This window comes from Microvirga lupini (genome assembly GCF_014191055.1).
In the GTDB taxonomy this organism is placed as follows: Bacteria; Pseudomonadota; Alphaproteobacteria; order Rhizobiales; family Beijerinckiaceae; genus Microvirga; species Microvirga lupini_A.
In genome coordinates this window covers 706485-723808 of sequence record NZ_JACHWB010000002.1, presented here as the reverse complement: position 1 = coordinate 723808, position 17324 = coordinate 706485, and the positions used below count along the sequence as shown (strand labels likewise).

The following is a 17324-nucleotide window of genomic DNA, read 5'->3' as shown; positions in this document are numbered from 1 at the left end:
AAAGGTCAGGCGTGGCGGATGCGCTTGTTCAGGCGGCGGGCGAGGCGGTCGCCGATGCTCTGCACCGCCTGGACGAGGACGATGAGCACGACCACGACGGCGAGCATCATCTCGGGCATGAAGCGCTGGTAGCCGTAGCGGATGCCAAGATCGCCCAGGCCCCCGCCGCCGACCGCGCCCACCATGGCCGAGAAGCCGAGCAGAGACACGATGGCGAGCGTCAGGCCGAGCACGATGCCGGGGAGAGCCTCCGGAATCAGCACCTTCAGCACGATCTGGAGCGGGGTCGCACCGAAGGCGCGGGCCGCCTCGATGAGGCCCTGATCCACCTCGCGGATCGCACCTTCGATGAGGCGCGCGATGAACGGCGTTGCGGCAATGGTGAGCGGCACGATGGCCGCGTTGGTGCCGATGGAGGTGCCGGCGATCAGGCGCGTGAACGGAATGATCGCCACCACGAGGATAATGAAGGGCGTGGAGCGCGTCGCGTTGACGACCACCCCGAGCACGCGGTTGACCCAGGGAGCGGCGAACAGCTCACCCTTTCCGGACGTGGCGAGAAACACGCCGAGCGGCAGCCCGAAGAGGGTTGCGATCAAGGCCGAGACCGCAACCATGTAGAGGGTTTCGCCCGTGGAGGCGGCGATGAGGTTGATCATCTCAGGCGACATAGCCGAGGACCTCCGTGTCGAGACCGTGCTTGTTCAGGAAATCGAGAGTGGTGGAGACCGATGCTTCCGGCACGCCGACGACCAGGGTGCCGAAGGGCCGTCCGGCGATCTCGTCGACCGAGCCCGACAGGATGTTCGCTTCGATGGCGAGATCGCGGGCGAGCCGCGCGAGAACCGGATCGGTGGCATGGGGACCGCGGAAGCCGATGCGGATGACTGCCTGACTTCCTGGTGTCGCCTCGGGCGTGAGCCTGCTCTGCACATAGGGCGGCAGCGCGCGGCCGGATTCATCGGCGAGGAACGATCGGGTGACCTCGTGCTGCGGCCGGGTGAAGACCTCGAACACGTCGCCCTGCTCGACGATGCGGCCGCCCTCGATCACCGCAACCTCGCGGGCAATGTTGCGGATCACCGCCATCTCGTGAGTGATGAGCAGGATGGTGAGGCCAAGCTCGTCGTTGATGCGCGCGAGCAGGTCGAGAATGGACCGGGTGGTTTCCGGGTCAAGGGCCGAGGTCGCCTCGTCGGACAGAAGAACCTTGGGCTTGGTGGCCAGCGCACGGGCGATGCCGACACGCTGCTTCTGGCCGCCAGAAAGCTCGGACGGATAACGGTTGCGCTTGTCGGAGAGGCCGACGAGGGCGAGAAGCTCCTCGACCCGCGCCCGGATCTCCGCCTTGTCGTAGCCTGCCACTTCGAGCGGCAAGGCGATGTTCTGGGCGGCCGTGCGCGAGGAGAGCAGGTTGAAGTGCTGGAAGATCATGCCGATGGAGCGCCGCGCGTGGCGCAGGGCCGCCTCGGGCAGGGCCGCGATGTCGGCGCCGTCCACGATCACCTTGCCGGACGAGGGCTTCTCCAGGCCGTTGACCAGACGGATCAGGGTGGATTTGCCGGCGCCGGAGCGGCCGATCACGCCAAGGATGGAGCCCTGCGGCACGGCGAGGTCGATCTCACGCAAGGCGGTGACGGGCTGGCCGTCTCGGCCGGGAAAGGTCTTGGAGACCTTCTCCAGACGCACGATGGGCTCTACGGGGATCAGGCGCTGAGATGGCTTGTCACCGATATAGCCAAGGGGGGCGTTCATAGGTTCGCCTTCAGAAACTTTCGTCGAATGCTGATGCGACACATGAGACATCTCGTTCTCCATGTCAACGATTTCGTTCTTTAAACAGGACAATTTGTTTTGAAGAACGACTTAGCAGTGGGTCAGGCCTGTCGCTGTTGTCACAAGGCTGCTATCGCTTGTCGTAAGAGGAAGTTCCTCCTTTCTTTCGCCACAAGAGCGATTGATCCGGCTGCCGTGAGTTTCTAAGAGCCGGGGCAGGGATCCTGGCAGGAGATGCGTATGATCAAGGCGAGCATTGTGCTGGCACTCGTAGGTTTGGGGGTTCTTGCGGCTTCCGTGTCTGGAACGGTTGCTGTCCCGTTCTATCTGCCTCTCTCCACCCTGGTTCTGGCCGGGATCATGTACATCGGGCGGAGCATCCCGAAGTTCCTGCGCATCTTCCTTGTGATGCTCTCCGCCACGCATCTCGTGCTCGTGGCTCTCATTCTCGGGTCACGGGTAGGTCTCATTACCGGCGACTATACGGGCTATGTGCCGCCGCCCTCGGCTGCGCTGGGTGCGACGGCGTTCGGCGCCCTCATCTTCGGGCTCGCCTTTGTGCCCGTGGTGCGTACCATCTGCCGCATCGCCGACCGCTATCTCGAATCCCAGGCCGACAGTGTCATCCGCATACCGTTCATCGGCCTCGTGCGGGCACGGGAGGGCACCATCGGCACATGGATGATCGGGATCCTTATCGCGATGAATCTCGCTCAGGTGGCTCTCGCTGTCCGCTTCAATTTCTACTTTCGCGATCTGTTCAACGCGCTTGAGAACAAGGACGCGACAGCTTTCTGGTATCAACTCTTTATCATCTTCGCGCCGCTTGCAGCGGTGCATGTGGTAATCGCGCTTACTGAGGTGCTGCTGCAGAATGTGCTTCTCATTCGTTGGCGCGCCTATCTTAACACCTATTATGTCGGCGAGTGGCTCGGGAACGGCGCGCATTACCGGATGCAGCTTCTCGGCCGCGGTGCGGACAACCCGGACCAACGGATCTCGGAAGACCTGCGCAAGTTCGTCGAGAGCACCTATTCCCTCTCCGTCGGCCTCATGAACCAGGCCGCCACGCTGGTGTCCTTCGTGGCGATCCTGTGGACCATCTCGGCCGGTTTCACGTTCCCGGGAACCAACGTGGAGGTGCCGGGCCTGCTCGTGTGGGTCTGCGCCGGCTATGCGATCCTCGGCACCTGGCTGACGCACCTGATCGGCCGGCCGCTCATCGGTCTCAACTTCGAGCAGGAGCGGGTGGAGGCGAACTACCGCTTCTCCCTGGCGCGCCTGCGCGAATACACCGAGCAGGTCGCGCTTCTGTCCGGCGAACCGGCTGAGCGCGAAGGGCTTGCTCACCGATTCAGCCAGATCGTCGACAACTACATGCGGATTATCATCCGCCTCATCAAGCTGAACACCTTCACGCTCAGCTATTCCCAGGCCAACGTGGTCGTGCCTTATATCCTCACGGCGCCATACTACTTCATCGGCAAGATCTCGCTGGGCCAGATGCAGCAGGTGGTCGGCGCCTTCTCGCGGGTGGAATCCGCTCTCACGTATTTCATCACGATCTACACCACGCTTGCCGATTACAAAGCCGTACTCGACCGTCTCACCACGTTTGAGGGCGCCATCGCGTCGGCCCAGCGGGTCGGCGGCGAGAGTAAGCTCGCCATCACGGAAGCAGCCGGTCGCGAGCTGCGCCTGAAGAATCTCGACGTGCGCCTGCCCGATGGCAGCGCCCTGCTGCACACGGACGCGCTGACCTTCCGGCCGGGCGAGCGCACGCTCATGACGGGCCCGTCGGGTTCGGGCAAGTCCACCTTGTTCCGCGCCATTGCGGGCATCTGGCCGTTCGGCGAGGGCGAAGTGCTGGTGCCTGAGGGGCAGACCATGATGCTCCTGCCGCAGCGGCCCTACATTCCCATCGGTACCTTGCGCGATGCGGTAACCTATCCGGGCAAGGCTGAGACCTACACCGATGCCCAGATCGCGGAGGCGCTCCGGGCCGCCAAGCTGCCGCAGATCGCAGAGCGCCTCGACGAGGAGCGGGCCTGGGCTCAGACCCTGTCGCTCGGCGAGCAGCAGCGCCTCGCGGTGGCCCGCGCGCTCCTGGCCAAGCCCGACTGGCTGTTCCTGGACGAGGCGACGGCTGCCCTCGACGAGCCCACCGAGGCGGAGATCTACCGGATCATCAAGGAACAGCTGCCGCAGACGACGGTGGTCTCCATCGGCCACCGCTCGACGCTCGCAGCCTATCACGATAGGCGCATCGACATGAAGAAGACCGAGAGCGGCCTGTCCACGCCCGTCGACCTGCGTCAGGCCGTGCCTGCGGAGTAACATGGGGTAGTATCAACAAACAAAAGGCCGGCGTAAGCCGGCCTTTTGCATTGAGATCGGATTGATGCGGCTTAGAGCGCGCGCTCCAGGACCAACTGGCCGCCGTTCTGGGTCTTGATGATCAGGTTGCGGCCCTGAATGTCCCATTTGCCCGAGGCACGGAGCGCCACGAGGAAGGACTGCTCGATGGCCATGGCGGACTTGTCACAGCTCTTCTTCGTCAATGCGAAGGGGCCGACGGCCAGGGCCTGCTCGCGCAGGGGATAGGCCGCGGTCGCATAGGTGTTGCAACCGGCAAAGCCGGTGGCGCGCATCTGGTCGTCGAGCCTGAAGCTCGGGCGCTCGCCGGTAAAGGGCTTGCCGTTCAGGCTGACGGCCACCCAGGAGGAGTTCAGCGGGAAGATCTTGCCGGTCTCGCCGGGCTGCGGAACCTTGTTGTCCACCTGACGGGTCGGACCGGCCGGGCGACCAAGCGTTGCGGCTGGTGACTGGGCATGAGCTCCCGAGACGGCGGCCAAGGCCACCAAAAATGTCGCAAGTCGAAGCGCGTTCATCGGAACCTCTACAACGGAAAAACGCCCGGACCATAAGGGTCCTTGGGCGCTGAGGCAACGCCCAAGGTGCTCCAGCGGCAATGTTGTCCTATCCTCGCGTGAGGAATCGCACCTAGCCAATGCGACGCAGCAGCCGCTCCGTGAGAGCGTTGGTGGGGCGGAACAGATAATCGAAGGCGCGGACGGAGATGTCCTGGGCGCCAAGATTCTGCAGAGCCGTCACGAGGTCGAACACGGTCGCGGTGCGGCAATGGAGCACGATCTCGCGTCCCAGGGCATGGCCGAAGGGCAGGGTTGCCCCGTGCTCCTTGGCCAGCGGTGCCAGGCCCGAGGCTTTCGCCGGATCGAGGGAGGCCCGAACCTCGCGGCTGGTGCGCGCTTCTTCTTCTGCGGCAATGCGCGTCAGCACGGCGGTGGCGGCAGCCTTGGCCCGGTCCGTCCAGGGCGCCCGGGCGGAGGCCACGAGATTGGCCTCGGAGCGCAGCATCACGCCGTCGTCCAAGATCTTCAGGGCGTTTGCCGCAAGCGTTGCACCGGTGGTGGTGATATCCACGATCAGTTCCGCCGAGCCTGCGCCCGGCGCGCCTTCCGTGGCGCCCAGGCTCTCGACGATCCGGTAGTCGGACACGCCCTTCTCGGCGAGGAACCGGCGGGTGAGGTTCACGTATTTCGTCGCGACCCGCATCTTGGTGCCGTGGCGGGCACGGATGTCGGCCGCCACCTCGTCGAGGTCGGCCATGTTGCGCACGTCGATCCAGGCCTGCGGCACGGCCACGACCACATTGGCATGGCCGAAGCCCAACGGCGTCAGCAGCTCGACGGCCGCATCCGCATCCGGGATCTGCTCCCGGATCAGGTCCTCGCCGGTGATGCCGAGATGGGCCGTGCCGGAGGCGAGCTGGCTGACGATCTCGGAGGCCGACAGGAAGGCGACCTCCACATCGGGCACCCCTTTGAGCGTGCCGCGATAATCGCGGGCCCCGCGGGATTGGGTGAAGACCAGCCCGGCGCGGGCGAAGAACGCGGCCGCGTTCTCCTGCAGGCGCCCCTTGGAGGGTACGGCCAGGATCAGGGGAGTATCGGTCATCAGGGCGTCCCCACGATGCGGTCGAGCCAGAAGGAGCAGCCGACCGCCGGGATCGGCGCCTCGGCGCCCAGATGCTCCAGGAGGCGGTCATAGCGCCCGCCGCCGACGACCGGTTTGCCGTCGCTGCGGCGCGGGTCCTGCACCTCGAAGATGAAGCCCGTGTAGTAGTCGAGATTACGGGCGAAGGTGGCGGCGAACGAGAAGCTGCGGACGTCGAGGCCCCGCGCGGCCATGAAGCCGGTGCGCTCCTCGAACAGGGTCAGGGCCGGACCGATATCGAGGTCCGCGTCCTTCGCCAGAGCCCGGACCGCGTGGGCCGCCTGATCGGGATCGCCCACGATGGCGAGATAGCGCTCCAGCACCTGCCTGGCCTCATCAGGGAGGCCGGTGCGGTTGGCCGCGCGGGCCAGGAAGCGCTCGGCGATCTCGCCCGCGCTGCGCCCGCCGACACTGGCGATGCCCGCAATCGATAGGATGTCCTCGACGAAGGCCTTGGCGGCCTGGGGAGCCTGTCCTTCGATGGCGGCGAGAAGTCCGGCGTGCTCCTGGGTGCCCGAGCCCTCAGGCTCGGCAAGACTCGCCAGCCCATGGCCCGACACGATGGCGCGGATCACGCGCCGCTTGGCAGCCGGCGCGACGCCCAGCGTATCGATCAGCGCATGGAGCAGGCCCATGTCGCCGAGTTTTACGACAGGCGAGGGGCCGCCGAGCCGGGCATGGCCCTCCAGGGCAAGGGCCAGGATTTCCGCATCGACTGCCGACACGTCCGTGCGGCCGATGGATTCGAGCCCCGCCTGCAGGAACTCGCCGCTCTCGGCAGGGCGCATGCGGAAGACCGGGCCGCCATAGGAATAGCCCAGGGGCTCGGCGCCGCGCTGGGCGAGATGCTGGAGGCAGACGGGAATGGTGTATTCCGGCCGCAGGCACAGCTCCGCGCCGGCCGCGTCCTGCGTCACGAACATGCGCCGCCGGATATCCTCGCCCGACAGGTCGATGAACACGTCCGCAGGCTGGAGCACCGGCGGCTCGACACGCGCATAGCCCTCGCGCTCGAACAGCGCGATCAGCGCAACAATGGCATCCGTCTCCGTCACTGGCTTGGCTCAATCCCTTATGCTGGAATGCTCTCTAGCAATGCCCGGGCACGAAGGCGATTGTTTTTGGCAGGAAGGGTGAACGGGGGCGTAGAAGGCGACTTGTCAAACAGCCAGCGCCTTCGGGCCCGCAGCGGGTGGGCTGCGAGCCGTCAGGTCAGTCGAGGGAGGCGTGCTGGGCAGCCCGGCTCGATTGTGTGGTGAGAAGTGAAGAGCCGGATCTGCTCGTCACGCGCGGTTTGTTTCAGCGGACCTGGATCTGCGCCAGGATCGGCCACCCGCGATCACAGGCGTGCGAGACCTGCGGCGGGACCGCGCCTCGTCCCGCATCTGCGACGCCTCGCGAGCGCGCCCCTCTGTGGACGAGGATGAACCATGATATAGCCCAGCTTAGGACCAAAGTCAAGAACAAAATGAGAACAAGACGTAGCCTCACACCCGCAGCCCTCATCCCGAGGAGGTCGCCTAGGCGACCGTCTCGAAGGAGGCTCCAGAGGGCACTGGACGCTCCTTCGAGACGCCGCTTGCAGCGGCTCCTCAGGATGAGGCTGGAGAGGTGGACAGCAGAGACGGGAATCCCCGGATCAAGTCCGGGGATGGCCATGACGGTGGAGAGAGTTGAGTCTGCGAGACTCAGCGCTTCTCGGTCGTTTCGCTCTTGGCCTTAGCCGTCTTGCGCTTGCTGTGATCGCTCGAGCGGTTCACGTATTTAACCTTCTTGGGCTCCGCCTTACCGCCCTCTTCGCCCACGAGGCTCGGGGGCAGGAAATGGCGGGCGGCTTCCGTCACCACGCCGGCGACGGCGCCTGCGGCCGTCTGCGTCAGGTCGGCGGTCTGGGAGCCGGCATCGGCAACCGCCGCGCCGGCCTTCTTCGCCGTGCGCGTCCGGGTGAGGACGGTCGCGGCCGCGCCGGCTGCGGCGATGAGGGCATCCGCCAGAATCTCGCGACCGAGATCAGAGTTGATCAGGTCCATGAAGCCCGACTTCTTCGCGGTCTTCGCCAGCTTCGCGCCGGTGCTCTTGCCAGAGGCTTTCTTCGCTTTACTGCCGCTCTTCTTGTCCTTCGCCATGTTCATCTCCTGATGGTCAAGCTTCCGAGACAACCCCAAGGTTAGCATCGGGGTTCCCAAGCGGCCAAGCTCAGCCGAAATGCCGGGCCAGCACCTCGCGGACGGCATCGACCAGCTTGGTCTCGGAAACCGAGAACTGCGCCGGGCGGGCGGCCTTCCACTCCTCGTTGGACGCGATGGCCTGAGCGGCCTTGGCGCCTTCGATCAGATCCTTGATCTCGACCTCGCCGCGCTCGCGCTCGTTGGAGCCCTGGATGACCACGCAGGGGCTCTGCCGCCGGTCGGCGTATTTCATCTGCGCCTTCATGCCGGATGATCCGAGATAGAGCTCGGCGCGGATGCCGGCCTGGCGCAGGGTCGAGACCATGCGCTGGTAGGCGGCGATCTGGTCCTTGTCCATGACGAGCACCACCACGGGCCCGGGTGTCTGGGCGCCCGACACGATGGGGCTTTTGACCATCTGCAGGGCCGAAAGCAGGCGCGAGACGCCGATGGAGAAGCCGGTCGCCGGAACGGGCTCGGAGCGGAAGCGGCCGACAAGGCCGTCATAGCGCCCGCCGCCGCCCACCGAGCCGAAGCGAACGGGCCGCCCATCCTCGTCCTGCACCTGGAAGGTGAGCTCCGCCTCGTAGACCGGGCCGGTATAGTATTCGAGGCCGCGCACGACGGAGGGGTCGATGGTGACGCGGTCCTCGTAGCCGGAGGAGGCGACGAGGGAGGCAATCTCGGCGAGTTCGTCCGCACCTTCGAGACCCCTTGCGGAGGAGCCGACGACCCTGCGCAGGTTCTCGACTGTCGCGGCATTGTCCGTGCCCTTGGCAGCCGTGAAGGCGAGCACGCGTTCGATGGCGGAAGGCTCAAGGCCTGCGCCTTTCGTAAAGTCGCCGCTCTCGTCCTTGCGGCCGGCGCCGAGAAGCTGGCTCACGCCCTCAGGCCCGAGCCGGTCGAGCTTGTCGATGGCGCGCAGCACCGTGAGGCGCTGACCCGCCTTGTCCTCGCCGCCGATGCCGATAGCTTCGAGCACACCATCCAAAACCTTGCGGTTGTTGATCTTGATGATGAAGTCGCCGCGCTTGAGGCCGAGCCGCTCCATCGTGTCGGCGGCCATCATGCAGATTTCCGCGTCCGCCGCGACGGAGGCCGCGCCCACCGTGTCGGCGTCGAACTGCATGAACTGGCGGAAGCGGCCGGGGCCGGGCTTCTCGTTGCGGAACACCCAGCCGACCCGGTAGCTGCGATAGGGCTTGGGCAGGGCATCGAAGTTCTCGGCGACAAAGCGGGCGAGCGGCGCGGTCAGGTCGTAGCGCAGCGACAGCCACTGCTCGTCATCGTCCTGGAACGAGAACACGCCCTCGTTCGGGCGGTCCTGGTCGGGCAGGAACTTGCCGAGGGAATCCGTATACTCGACGAAGGGCGTCTCGACGCCCTCGAAGCCGTAGAGCTCATAGGATTCGCGGATGGCCGCGAGCATGCGCTCGGTGGCGGCGAGGTCGGCGGGGGTACGGTCGGCAAAGCCGCGCGGGGCGCGGGCCTTGATCTTGTCGGCCTTGGACATGGTTTTTAACGGCAGCCGTTTGTTGGAAAAAACGTGCTGCGGTCCTACTCCCTGCGGCCGGGAGGGGCAAGGCTTATGCGGCAGCCGGAGCCGCAAGGCCCGCGAGAAGATCCGCTGTCGCGCGAATGCGGGCCACACGCGGCAGGATCTTCTCAATGGAGAAGCGGTGCATGTCGGCGTCGATGCTGGAGGAGGCGTCCTCCGCGACAATCACGGAATAGCTGTGCTGCCAGGCATCCCGGGCGGTGGACTCGACGCCGAAATTGGTCATCACGCCACCCAGGATCACAGTCGAGATGCCCCTGCGCCGAAGCTGCAGATCGAGTTCGGTACCATGGAAGGCGCTCCACTGGCGCTTGGTGATCACGGCATCGGGCTCGACATCGAAGGCTTGGGACAACGCCACCGCCTCGCGGGGCAGGCCGCCCTCAGGGAGGGGCAGGGGTATGTCCACCGGCTGGCGGAGGGCATCGGCATAGCCCGGCGAGAAATCGGCCCGGGTCAGAATGATCGTGCCGCCGGAGGCTTTCAGGCCGCGCGCCAGACGGGAGGCATTGCCCATCACGGTTGAGGCCGGGTGAGGGGCAAGCGGCATGCCGAGGGTCCAGTTCTGCAAATCGATCAAAACAAGGGCGGTGCGGCGTGGATCGAGTGCGTTCGACATGGCATGGTCCTGATAGAGGAGGGCGCGCCAGGCGCTTTCCCTAAAGCCTAATCTGATTATATGAGGGTATCCTCATAAAAGTAGGTTATATGAGCTCACCCTCACAAAATGCAAGTGCAACGTCAGAGCCTGCCCCGCGCATTCCCCAACGAAAGCGTGGGCGCGAGCGGGTGGCCACACTCCTGAATGCGGGAGCGGAAGTCTTCTCGGAAAAGGGGTACGAAGCCGCCACGATGACCGAGATTGCCGCCCGAGCAGGCGCTTCCATCGGGTCGCTCTATCAGTTCTTCCCCACCAAGGAGCTTTTGGCGAAAGCCCTGCACGAGGCCTATCTCGCGGATCTGGCGGCGATGCTTGAAGGGTTGGCTAAAGAGGCCGCCGGCCAGAATCCCGCCGCGATGGCGGACGGGCTTTTCGACGGGCTGCTGGATTTCCTGGCCGTGCGCCCCGCCTTCGGGGCGCTCGCGGAGCGGCGGGATATCGACAAGGATCAGAAGCGCAGGACAGGCGAAGCAATGCGGGGCCAGCTTGCCGGACTGCTCGCCTCAGCCCGGCCGCCATTTCCGGAGCCGCGCCGGGAGGCCATGGCGGCTGTTGTCCTCCAGATCATGAAGGCGGCCGTGGCCCTCAATGCGCAAGAGGATGAACACCTGAGGCGCGCTATCCATTTGGAGTTGCGGCAGATGCTGAAAAGCCACCTGAACGCCGTTCAGGTGGCTTGAGCTTTGAGAGGCCTCAGGCGACCGCCTTGATCACCCGGGTGAGCTTGTCGACGATCTCGCCGATCTGTTCCTCGGTGACAATCAGCGGGGGCGACAGCGCAATGGTGTCGCCGGTGATGCGCATCATGATGCCGTGCTCCTGGAAGCCGCGGTCCATGGCCTCGAAGGCGCGGGCGCCGACCGCATCGGGGCGCGACGCGAGATCGATGGCGCCCACTAGGCCGATAGTGCGGATGTCGAGCACGTTCGGCAGGCTCTTCAGCCCATGAATCGCATCGGCCCAGACCGGTTCCAGGGTTTTTGCCCGTTCGAACAGCTTCTCGTCCCGGTAGATGTCCTGGGCGGCAAGCGCTGCCGCGCAGGCCAAGGGGTGGCCGGAATAGGTGTAGCCGTGGAACAGCTCGATCATGTGCTCCGGACCCTTCATGAAGGTGTCGTAGAGCCCCTGGCGCACCAGCACGCCGCCCATGGGCACGGCACCGGAATTCACCCCCTTGGCGAAGGTGATCATGTCCGGGATGACGCCGTAGCGCTCGGCGGCAAAGGCCGTGCCGAGGCGGCCGAAGCCCGTGATGACCTCGTCGAAGATCAGCAGGATGCCGTGCTTGTCGCAGATCTCGCGCAGGCGCTTGAGATAGCCTTTGGGGGCCGCCAGCACGCCGGTGGAGCCGGCCATGGGCTCGACGATCACGGCCGCGATGGTGGAGGCGTCGTGCAGCGCCACGATGCGCTCCAGCTCGTCCGCCAGATGCGCGCCCCATTCGGGCTCGCCGCGGGAGAAGGCCTGCTGCTCGCGGTTATAGGTGTGGGGCAGGTGGTCGACGCCCGCCAGCAGCGAGCCGAAGAACTGGCGGTTCTTGACGATCCCGCCCACGGAGATGCCGCCGAAGCCGACGCCATGATAGCCGCGCTCGCGGCCGATCAGGCGCGTCTTGCTGCCCTGGCCCCTGGCGTTCCAATAGGCGAGAGCCACCTTCAGGGCCGTGTCCACGGCCTCGGAGCCCGAGTTGCAGAAGAACACGTGGTTGAGATCGCCGGGCGCGAGCTGGGCGAGGCGGGAGGCCAGGGCGAAACCGCCCGCATGGCCGAACTGGAAGGCGGGAGAATAGTCGAGCTCCTCGGCCTGGGCCTGAATGGCCCGGGTGATCTCGTCCCGGTTGTGGCCCGCATTGCAGCACCAGAGGCCGGCCGCGCCGTCGATCACCTCACGGCCCTCGGGCGTGTAGTAGTACATGCCCTTGGCGCGGGCGATCATGCGCGGGCGCTGCTTGAAGGAGCGGTTCGCCGTGAAGGGAAGCCACCAGGCCTCGAGGTCGTTGGGTGCGAGCGAGTCGTTGGCGGCTCTGGAAATCTGGGCGGTCATGGCTAATCCCCGGAAATGACTGGCCGGGAGCCTAGCAGCCGTTCCTTGAGGCAGCAAAAGGAACTTTGTGCCAAGCCATGAGCGGGGCGCAGAGCTTGACCTTACATTGTCATGCCTGTCGCCTCATAGCCTGCGGCATTGAGTGCCTGGGTCACCTCGAGGGCCTGCGCCTTGGTGACCACGTGGACGCGCCCATGGTCCAGATCCACATCGACCCTGGCACCGGGATCCAGCCGCTGGATCGCCTTGGTGACCGAGTTGACGCAGCCCTGGCAGGTCATTCCCTCGACCTGCATGAGCAGATCCTTGCGCGGCTCTTCCATCGATGCACCCTTTCCAAACTGGCTGACCGGTACTGAGCGAGCAACGCGCGGTTGCGCAAAAATGTCCATTGCGGGAATGCGAAACTTGCCTCGCGATTCGCCGTGATTCACATTCGGTTAAGACACTGATTCGGGCATCAGCCCCGAGCCAGGGGAGCGGGGGCACCCATGGTCATAACGAAAACAATCACTCTGGTCCTGAAGGACCGGAAGGCGGCTCTGCTTGCCTTCACGCCGGCCATTCTGATGGCATCCGCTTCGGCCTATGTGCCGATGGAAGCGGGCCTCGTCATGCCGGTTTTCGCCTGCCTGATCGCAATGGTGGTCGGCGGTCTCGTCATTCTTTGGCGGCAGGCTGAGATGGTCCGCCATTCCGCATCCGCCGCTCCGCTCGTGCCGAGGTCGGCCAGAATTGCCGGGCAGGGTCCGGCGGGTCTTCTGCGTGACCTCGCCAAAGCTGCGGATGCGTCGGAGAGCGCCGGGCAGGCAGTCGCGGCGCTGCGCGTCAAGCCTGCCCTGACGCTCGTGGCAGGCTCTGGGGCCAGCTCTGGGAGCTTTCCCGAACCGTCGCTGCTGCCGTCCATCCGCAGGCTCTCGGCCGACGAGACGAGCCGGATCAGACTTGTCACTCAAGCCTTCGAGGCCGACCGGATCGAGCTGCACCTGCAACCCATCGTGTCGCTGCCGCACGGCAGGATCCGTTTCTACGAAGCCCTGGCGCGGCTTCGTTTGGCGGACGGGTCCCTGCTGGCGCCAGTGGAGTTCATGCCGATCCTGGAATGCGCCGGGCGCGCCGCCGATTTCGACCGGCGCATCCTGATCCGCGCCATGGCTGTTGCCCGCCATCTCATGGCCCGCGGCAGCGAGGCCATCATTGGGGTGAACCTGTCGGCTCATGCCGTGGTCGAGCCGGGCTTCCTGTGGTCGCTGGCCGGCCTCATGGATTCCTCACCCGAGATCCTCGGCAGGATTGTCCTGGAACTCCCCCAGCACAGCTGGCGCCATCTCGACGGCGACCTCAAGGCCGCGCTGGCTGCCCTGCGCGAGCGCGGCGTGCCGTTCTCCCTCGATCGCGCGGCGGATCTGCGGTTCGATACGAAAGCGCTGGCCGATCTCGGCCTGCGCTTCATGAAGCTGCCGGCCCACCTGATGATCCAAGCCGCCGAGCAGCAGGACGGACGTTATGCCGGGCCGGAGCCCGATGTGCGGGACTTCGCCTCCGCGCTGCGCCGCCAGGGCATTCGGCTGATCGCCGAGCGGGTCGATCAGGACGATATGGTGCCGGTTCTCAGCGATCTTGGCGTTCCGCTCGCGCAGGGCTTCGCCTTCGCGGCACCGCGTCCGGTCAAGCCGGAGATCACCGACGAGCAGGATCTCCCGCGGCCCTTCGGCCTGGAGGATGCGCCAACCCGCCTGCGGCGCGCCGGTTGACTTGAGCAGCGCAAGGGCCTACCCGCCCGGTTTCATCACAAGTGAGAACCCATGACCGCGCTGTCCCGCCCCGCTCACATCGAGGGCCTGCAATCTCTCGCCGGGAATTACGACCTCATCCTCTGCGATGTCTGGGGCGTGCTGCACAACGGCGTCAAAGCCTATGAGGCCGCAAGCGACGCGCTCACGCGCTTCCGTGCCAAGGGCGGACAGGTGGTTCTCGTCTCCAACGCGCCGCGCCCCGGCGCATCGGTCGGGACGCAGCTCGACGGGTTCCAGGTTCCGCGCACGGCTTATGATTCCATCGTGACCTCGGGCGATCTGACCCGGTTCGCCATCCAGGAGCGCATCGACAGGATCGTCCACCACATCGGCCCGCCGCGCGACATGCCGATCTACAACGGAATCGACGTGCGTTTCGGCTCCATCGACGAGGCGGATTACGTTGTCTGCTCAGGCTTCGACAACGACGAGGAGGAGACGGTCGAGGATTACCGCTCGCAGCTCGAGGCCATGCGCCGGCGCAACTTGCTGATGGTCTGCGCCAATCCCGATCTCGTGGTCGAGCGCGGCCACATGATCCTGCCCTGCGCGGGCACCATCGCGCTCGCCTATGAGGAGATGGGCGGCGAGGTCTTCTATGCGGGAAAGCCCCATCGTCCGGTCTACGAGCGGGCTCTCACTGTCGCGTCCGATCTCGTCGGACACTCGATCCCGAAGGAGAGGGTGCTGGCCGTGGGCGACGCGATCCGCACCGATATCGCCGGTGCCGTGGGCTTCGGCATCGACGCCCTGATGATCGCCCGCGGCATCCATGCGGAGGAGCTTGGCCTCCACAAGGGCGATCTCGTCTCGGATCACGTGCAGGACTGGGTGGACCGGCAGCCGGTTCAGCCCACCGCCTTCACGGAAGTGTTGTCCTGGTGAGGCCACCTTCCGCCTTGTCATCCCCGGCGGCCGTAAGGCCGGGAATGACACCGGAGGCCAGCGTCGCATCTCCCTTGACCCGCCGCATGCTTTTCGACAGGGTCGCGCGGCATTGATCCGACCCAGATGAGTTCCGAGGTTCTCCCCTGATGCCCAACTCCTTCGCGATCTGCCGCGATGGCGAGCCTGTGCCCGAGAGCCTTAAAGGGGCCGTGGCGGCCATCGGCAATTTCGACGGCGTTCACCGCGGGCATCAGCATCTTCTTCGGATGAGCCTGGATTCCGGAAGGCCCGCGGCGGTCGTCACCTTCGAGCCGCATCCGCGCACCTTCTTTCAGCCCGACAAACCGCTGTTCCGCATCACGCCCGAGCCCGTGAAGCTGGCGATCTTCGCGCGCCTCGGCCTCGCAGGCGTCTTTCAGAGAGAGTTCAATGCAGCGCTCGCCGCACTGACCGCCGCAGGCTTCGTGGACCTTCTGGCTAAGGACCTGGAACTGTCGGGCGTCGTGATCGGCCACGACTTTCACTTCGGCCGCGGCCGCGAGGGCAACCCGGCGCGCATGATGGAGCTGTGCCGGGAGCGGGGACTCGACTGCCTCGTGGCTCCGGCCATCGTCGAAGGCACGGAACCGGTCTCCTCCAGCGCCATCCGGGCTGCTCTTGAGGCGGGAGACATCGCCACGGCCAACCGACTGCTCGGCTATCGCTGGTTCGTGCAGGCGGAAGTCCGCCACGGCGACAAGCGCGGACGGGTCCTGGGCTATCCGACGGCCAATATGCGATTGCCTGACGAGTGCCGCCTACGGCACGGCATCTATGCGGTGCGGGCGTCTGTCGGTGGCAGGCTGATTGACGGCGTCGCCAGCTTCGGCCGCCGCCCGACCTTCGACAACGGAGCGCCGCTCCTCGAGGTGCATCTCTTCGACTTCGCCGGCGATCTCTATGGGCAGATCCTGGACGTGGAGTTCATCGGCTGGATCCGCGGCGAGGAGCGGTTCGACGGCATCGAGGCGCTGATCGCCCAGATGGACCGGGACTCGCTCGAGGCGAAGCGGATGCTGACCGAGGATAAGACAGTTTCGATGATTGGCTGATCCTAAAGCGTCGTCCCGGGGCTGCGGAGCAGAACCCGGGATCGTAGAACAGGTGTGGCACTGGCTCGCCTCTCCCTGAGGGAGAGGGGGCAGCGTTTTATCCTACACGCGATCCCGGATCGGCTTGCGCCGTCCGGGATGACGATGCTTCAGGCGGGAGGCTTCAGAGCCTGCGCGGCCATGGCGTAGCCGCCCATGGCGCCATCGACGAAATGGATGTGGTCGGCTCGCGTGGGCGAGGGGACGAAGCAGGTCATGAGGGCCGCCTCCTGCCGGTGCAGGCCATGACGGGCGATACCCTTTTTCTCCGCGTCGGACAGCAATGACTCCAGACGGTCGGCAAGGGCGGGTGTACAGTCGAGCGTCATCCGCAGGCCGTCGTCGAACTTTCGGAAGTCCGTGTTCTCAACGAGTTGACGACGGTACCGGGCTGGATCGAAGCCGCCGACGGTGTGGCCGGTCCGGAGGATCAGGAACGTGATCAGGCGTCGTGCCGTCAGCTTGGCCAGGGGCCAGAGTTGAAATCCCTTCGTTCCAGTGGTCTTTGCATCGATCCCGAACCCCTTGAACGGGGACGCGAGCGGAGGTCCCGTGTCCGGGAGCGGGCGCCCAGCTTCCTGCCCCTCTGCCAGGGTGAGAACTTGGTCAATGAGGGTGTTGAAAGCCTCCTGCGCGGCTTTGGCGGCGGGCAGGATGATCAGGGAAAGAATGACCCCGCGTTCCGGGGTGATCTCGTCGAAGCGGCAGCTCAGGCCGGTCAGGTCGGGCAGGGTGCCGGACGGGGCTGGCGGAATGGCGAAGGCGCCGTTCTTCATCTGCCGCTCGGCATAGGCCAGGCCGCCTCCCGCGAACATGGCATAGGATACGTCCGGCGAGGCCGAGAACCGGGCGATGCGCACATCATGCCCCTGGGCCCTGATGTCCGAGACCTGCACGAGGGCGATGCGGAGCTCAAAGCCGAAGGCATCCCGCACCCAGGCCGCGACGGCGCTCAGGGCGTCCCGCGCAAGATCGGACTGGGAGGACGGCAGGGCGAAGCTCGCGCCATCGCCGCCGAACACGAAGGGGAATTCGCTCGTGCCGAGCTTGTTGGCGACCGCCGCGATGACGGCGGCGGCGGCCGTGTTGACCTCCTTGTAGCGTCCTGCCCGGATCGCCGAGGTGGAGCGGACGATGTCGCTGAGGCCGAGCACCCAATCGCCCGGAACGGGCATGTAGCGCTTAGGGTCCGTCAGATCGGAGAAGTGGTCGAAAATCGGCAGGCGGGCGTAGAAATCTGCACCCGCCCAATCATCCGTTTCTTTCCGGCCTGCCTCCATGGGGAGG

16 protein-coding genes are annotated in these 17324 nt (G+C 65.7%); 5 read left to right on the top strand and 11 right to left on the bottom strand.

Going from position 1 to position 17324, the window contains the following annotated elements:
* Positions 1-5 precede the first annotated feature (5 nt).
* Both FHR70_RS10500 and FHR70_RS10495 read right to left on the bottom strand, forming a co-directional pair.
* A complete protein-coding gene (locus FHR70_RS10500) occupies positions 6-671 on the bottom strand; it encodes a methionine ABC transporter permease (RefSeq protein ID WP_183449793.1) in 666 nt (221 codons plus the stop codon).
* On the bottom strand, positions 661-1755 hold the full coding sequence (locus FHR70_RS10495; protein ID WP_183449791.1) for a methionine ABC transporter ATP-binding protein: 1095 nt from the start codon (positions 1753-1755) through the stop codon (positions 661-663). Before FHR70_RS10495 ends, FHR70_RS10500 begins: the two co-directional genes overlap by 11 nt.
* A 261-nt stretch (positions 1756-2016) precedes the next feature.
* Here FHR70_RS10495 and FHR70_RS10490 point away from each other — a divergent pair, with 261 nt between their 5' ends.
* Complete coding sequence (locus FHR70_RS10490) at positions 2017-4113, top strand: ABC transporter ATP-binding protein/permease (RefSeq protein ID WP_183449789.1); 2097 nt, start codon at positions 2017-2019, stop codon at positions 4111-4113.
* Positions 4114-4184: 71 nt separating this feature from the next.
* Here the strand turns inward: FHR70_RS10490 and FHR70_RS10485 are convergent, their stop codons facing one another.
* The 6 genes from FHR70_RS10485 to FHR70_RS10460 form a co-directional block, all read right to left on the bottom strand.
* Positions 4185-4667 carry an META domain-containing protein gene (locus FHR70_RS10485; RefSeq protein ID WP_183449787.1) on the bottom strand — a complete coding sequence of 161 codons (483 nt, stop codon included), beginning with the start codon at positions 4665-4667 and terminating at the stop codon, positions 4185-4187.
* Positions 4668-4779: 112 nt separating this feature from the next.
* Complete coding sequence (gene hisG, locus FHR70_RS10480; protein ID WP_183449785.1) at positions 4780-5754, bottom strand: ATP phosphoribosyltransferase; 975 nt, start codon at positions 5752-5754, stop codon at positions 4780-4782.
* Positions 5754-6848 (bottom strand): ATP phosphoribosyltransferase regulatory subunit, encoded by a 1095-nt coding sequence (locus FHR70_RS10475; protein WP_183449783.1) that lies wholly within the window; start codon positions 6846-6848, stop codon positions 5754-5756. The genes hisG and FHR70_RS10475 overlap by 1 nt, the downstream gene beginning before the upstream one ends.
* A gap of 633 nt (positions 6849-7481) precedes the next feature.
* Positions 7482-7919 (bottom strand): hypothetical protein, encoded by a 438-nt coding sequence (locus FHR70_RS10470; protein WP_183449781.1) that lies wholly within the window; start codon positions 7917-7919, stop codon positions 7482-7484.
* 70 nt (positions 7920-7989) lie between these two features.
* Positions 7990-9474 carry a histidine--tRNA ligase gene (gene hisS / locus FHR70_RS10465; protein ID WP_183449779.1) on the bottom strand — a complete coding sequence of 495 codons (1485 nt, stop codon included), beginning with the start codon at positions 9472-9474 and terminating at the stop codon, positions 7990-7992.
* Between the two features lie 73 nt (positions 9475-9547).
* A complete protein-coding gene (locus FHR70_RS10460) occupies positions 9548-10138 on the bottom strand; it encodes a hydrolase (RefSeq protein ID WP_183449777.1) in 591 nt (196 codons plus the stop codon).
* A 170-nt stretch (positions 10139-10308) separates the two neighbouring features.
* Here FHR70_RS10460 and FHR70_RS10455 point away from each other — a divergent pair, with 170 nt between their 5' ends.
* On the top strand, positions 10309-10860 hold the full coding sequence (locus FHR70_RS10455) for a TetR family transcriptional regulator (protein ID WP_183449775.1): 552 nt from the start codon (positions 10309-10311) through the stop codon (positions 10858-10860).
* Positions 10861-10873: 13 nt separating this feature from the next.
* On the opposite strand, the gene aptA is transcribed toward FHR70_RS10455, so the two are convergent.
* Positions 10874-12223, bottom strand: coding sequence for an omega-aminotransferase AptA (aptA, locus tag FHR70_RS10450; RefSeq protein WP_183449773.1), 1350 nt, complete (start codon positions 12221-12223; stop codon positions 10874-10876).
* 101 nt (positions 12224-12324) lie between these two features.
* A complete protein-coding gene (locus tag FHR70_RS10445) occupies positions 12325-12546 on the bottom strand; it encodes a heavy-metal-associated domain-containing protein (protein ID WP_183449771.1) in 222 nt (73 codons plus the stop codon).
* 168 nt (positions 12547-12714) lie between these two features.
* On the opposite strand from FHR70_RS10445, the gene FHR70_RS10440 reads away from it, so the two are divergent.
* The 3 genes from FHR70_RS10440 to FHR70_RS10430 all read left to right on the top strand — a co-directional run bounded on the left by FHR70_RS10440 (position 12715) and on the right by FHR70_RS10430 (position 15998).
* Positions 12715-13977, top strand: a complete 1263-nt coding sequence (locus FHR70_RS10440) for an EAL domain-containing protein (protein ID WP_183449769.1) — start codon at positions 12715-12717, stop codon at positions 13975-13977.
* A gap of 51 nt (positions 13978-14028) precedes the next feature.
* Positions 14029-14904: a TIGR01459 family HAD-type hydrolase gene (locus tag FHR70_RS10435; RefSeq protein WP_183449767.1), complete on the top strand. Its 876-nt coding sequence runs from the start codon at positions 14029-14031 to the stop codon at positions 14902-14904.
* Positions 14905-15053: 149 nt separating this feature from the next.
* Positions 15054-15998 (top strand): bifunctional riboflavin kinase/FAD synthetase, encoded by a 945-nt coding sequence (locus FHR70_RS10430; protein WP_183449765.1) that lies wholly within the window; start codon positions 15054-15056, stop codon positions 15996-15998.
* A 149-nt stretch (positions 15999-16147) separates the two neighbouring features.
* Here the strand turns inward: FHR70_RS10430 and FHR70_RS10425 are convergent, their stop codons facing one another.
* Positions 16148-17317, bottom strand: coding sequence for a DUF3095 domain-containing protein (locus FHR70_RS10425; protein WP_183449763.1), 1170 nt, complete (start codon positions 17315-17317; stop codon positions 16148-16150).
* Between the last annotated feature and the right edge of the window lie 7 nt (positions 17318-17324).

What these genes read in the sequence shown, in the direction of transcription:
- FHR70_RS10500 (WP_183449793.1), bottom strand. Translation starts at nt 671, where the DNA reads ATGTCGCCTGAGATGATCAACCTCATCGCCGCCTCCACGGGCGAAACC.
- FHR70_RS10495 (WP_183449791.1), bottom strand. Translation starts at nt 1,755, where the DNA reads ATGAACGCCCCCCTTGGCTATATCGGTGACAAGCCATCTCAGCGCCTG.
- FHR70_RS10490 (WP_183449789.1), top strand. Translation starts at nt 2,017, where the DNA reads ATGATCAAGGCGAGCATTGTGCTGGCACTCGTAGGTTTGGGGGTTCTT.
- FHR70_RS10485 (WP_183449787.1), bottom strand. Translation starts at nt 4,667, where the DNA reads ATGAACGCGCTTCGACTTGCGACATTTTTGGTGGCCTTGGCCGCCGTC.
- hisG (WP_183449785.1), bottom strand. Translation starts at nt 5,754, where the DNA reads ATGACCGATACTCCCCTGATCCTGGCCGTACCCTCCAAGGGGCGCCTG.
- FHR70_RS10470 (WP_183449781.1), bottom strand. Translation starts at nt 7,919, where the DNA reads ATGGCGAAGGACAAGAAGAGCGGCAGTAAAGCGAAGAAAGCCTCTGGC.
- hisS (WP_183449779.1), bottom strand. Translation starts at nt 9,474, where the DNA reads ATGTCCAAGGCCGACAAGATCAAGGCCCGCGCCCCGCGCGGCTTTGCC.
- FHR70_RS10460 (WP_183449777.1), bottom strand. Translation starts at nt 10,138, where the DNA reads ATGTCGAACGCACTCGATCCACGCCGCACCGCCCTTGTTTTGATCGAT.
- aptA (WP_183449773.1), bottom strand. Translation starts at nt 12,223, where the DNA reads ATGACCGCCCAGATTTCCAGAGCCGCCAACGACTCGCTCGCACCCAAC.
- FHR70_RS10445 (WP_183449771.1), bottom strand. Translation starts at nt 12,546, where the DNA reads ATGGAAGAGCCGCGCAAGGATCTGCTCATGCAGGTCGAGGGAATGACC.
- FHR70_RS10440 (WP_183449769.1), top strand. Translation starts at nt 12,715, where the DNA reads ATGGTCATAACGAAAACAATCACTCTGGTCCTGAAGGACCGGAAGGCG.
- FHR70_RS10435 (WP_183449767.1), top strand. Translation starts at nt 14,029, where the DNA reads ATGACCGCGCTGTCCCGCCCCGCTCACATCGAGGGCCTGCAATCTCTC.
- FHR70_RS10430 (WP_183449765.1), top strand. Translation starts at nt 15,054, where the DNA reads ATGCCCAACTCCTTCGCGATCTGCCGCGATGGCGAGCCTGTGCCCGAG.
- FHR70_RS10425 (WP_183449763.1), bottom strand. Translation starts at nt 17,317, where the DNA reads ATGGAGGCAGGCCGGAAAGAAACGGATGATTGGGCGGGTGCAGATTTC.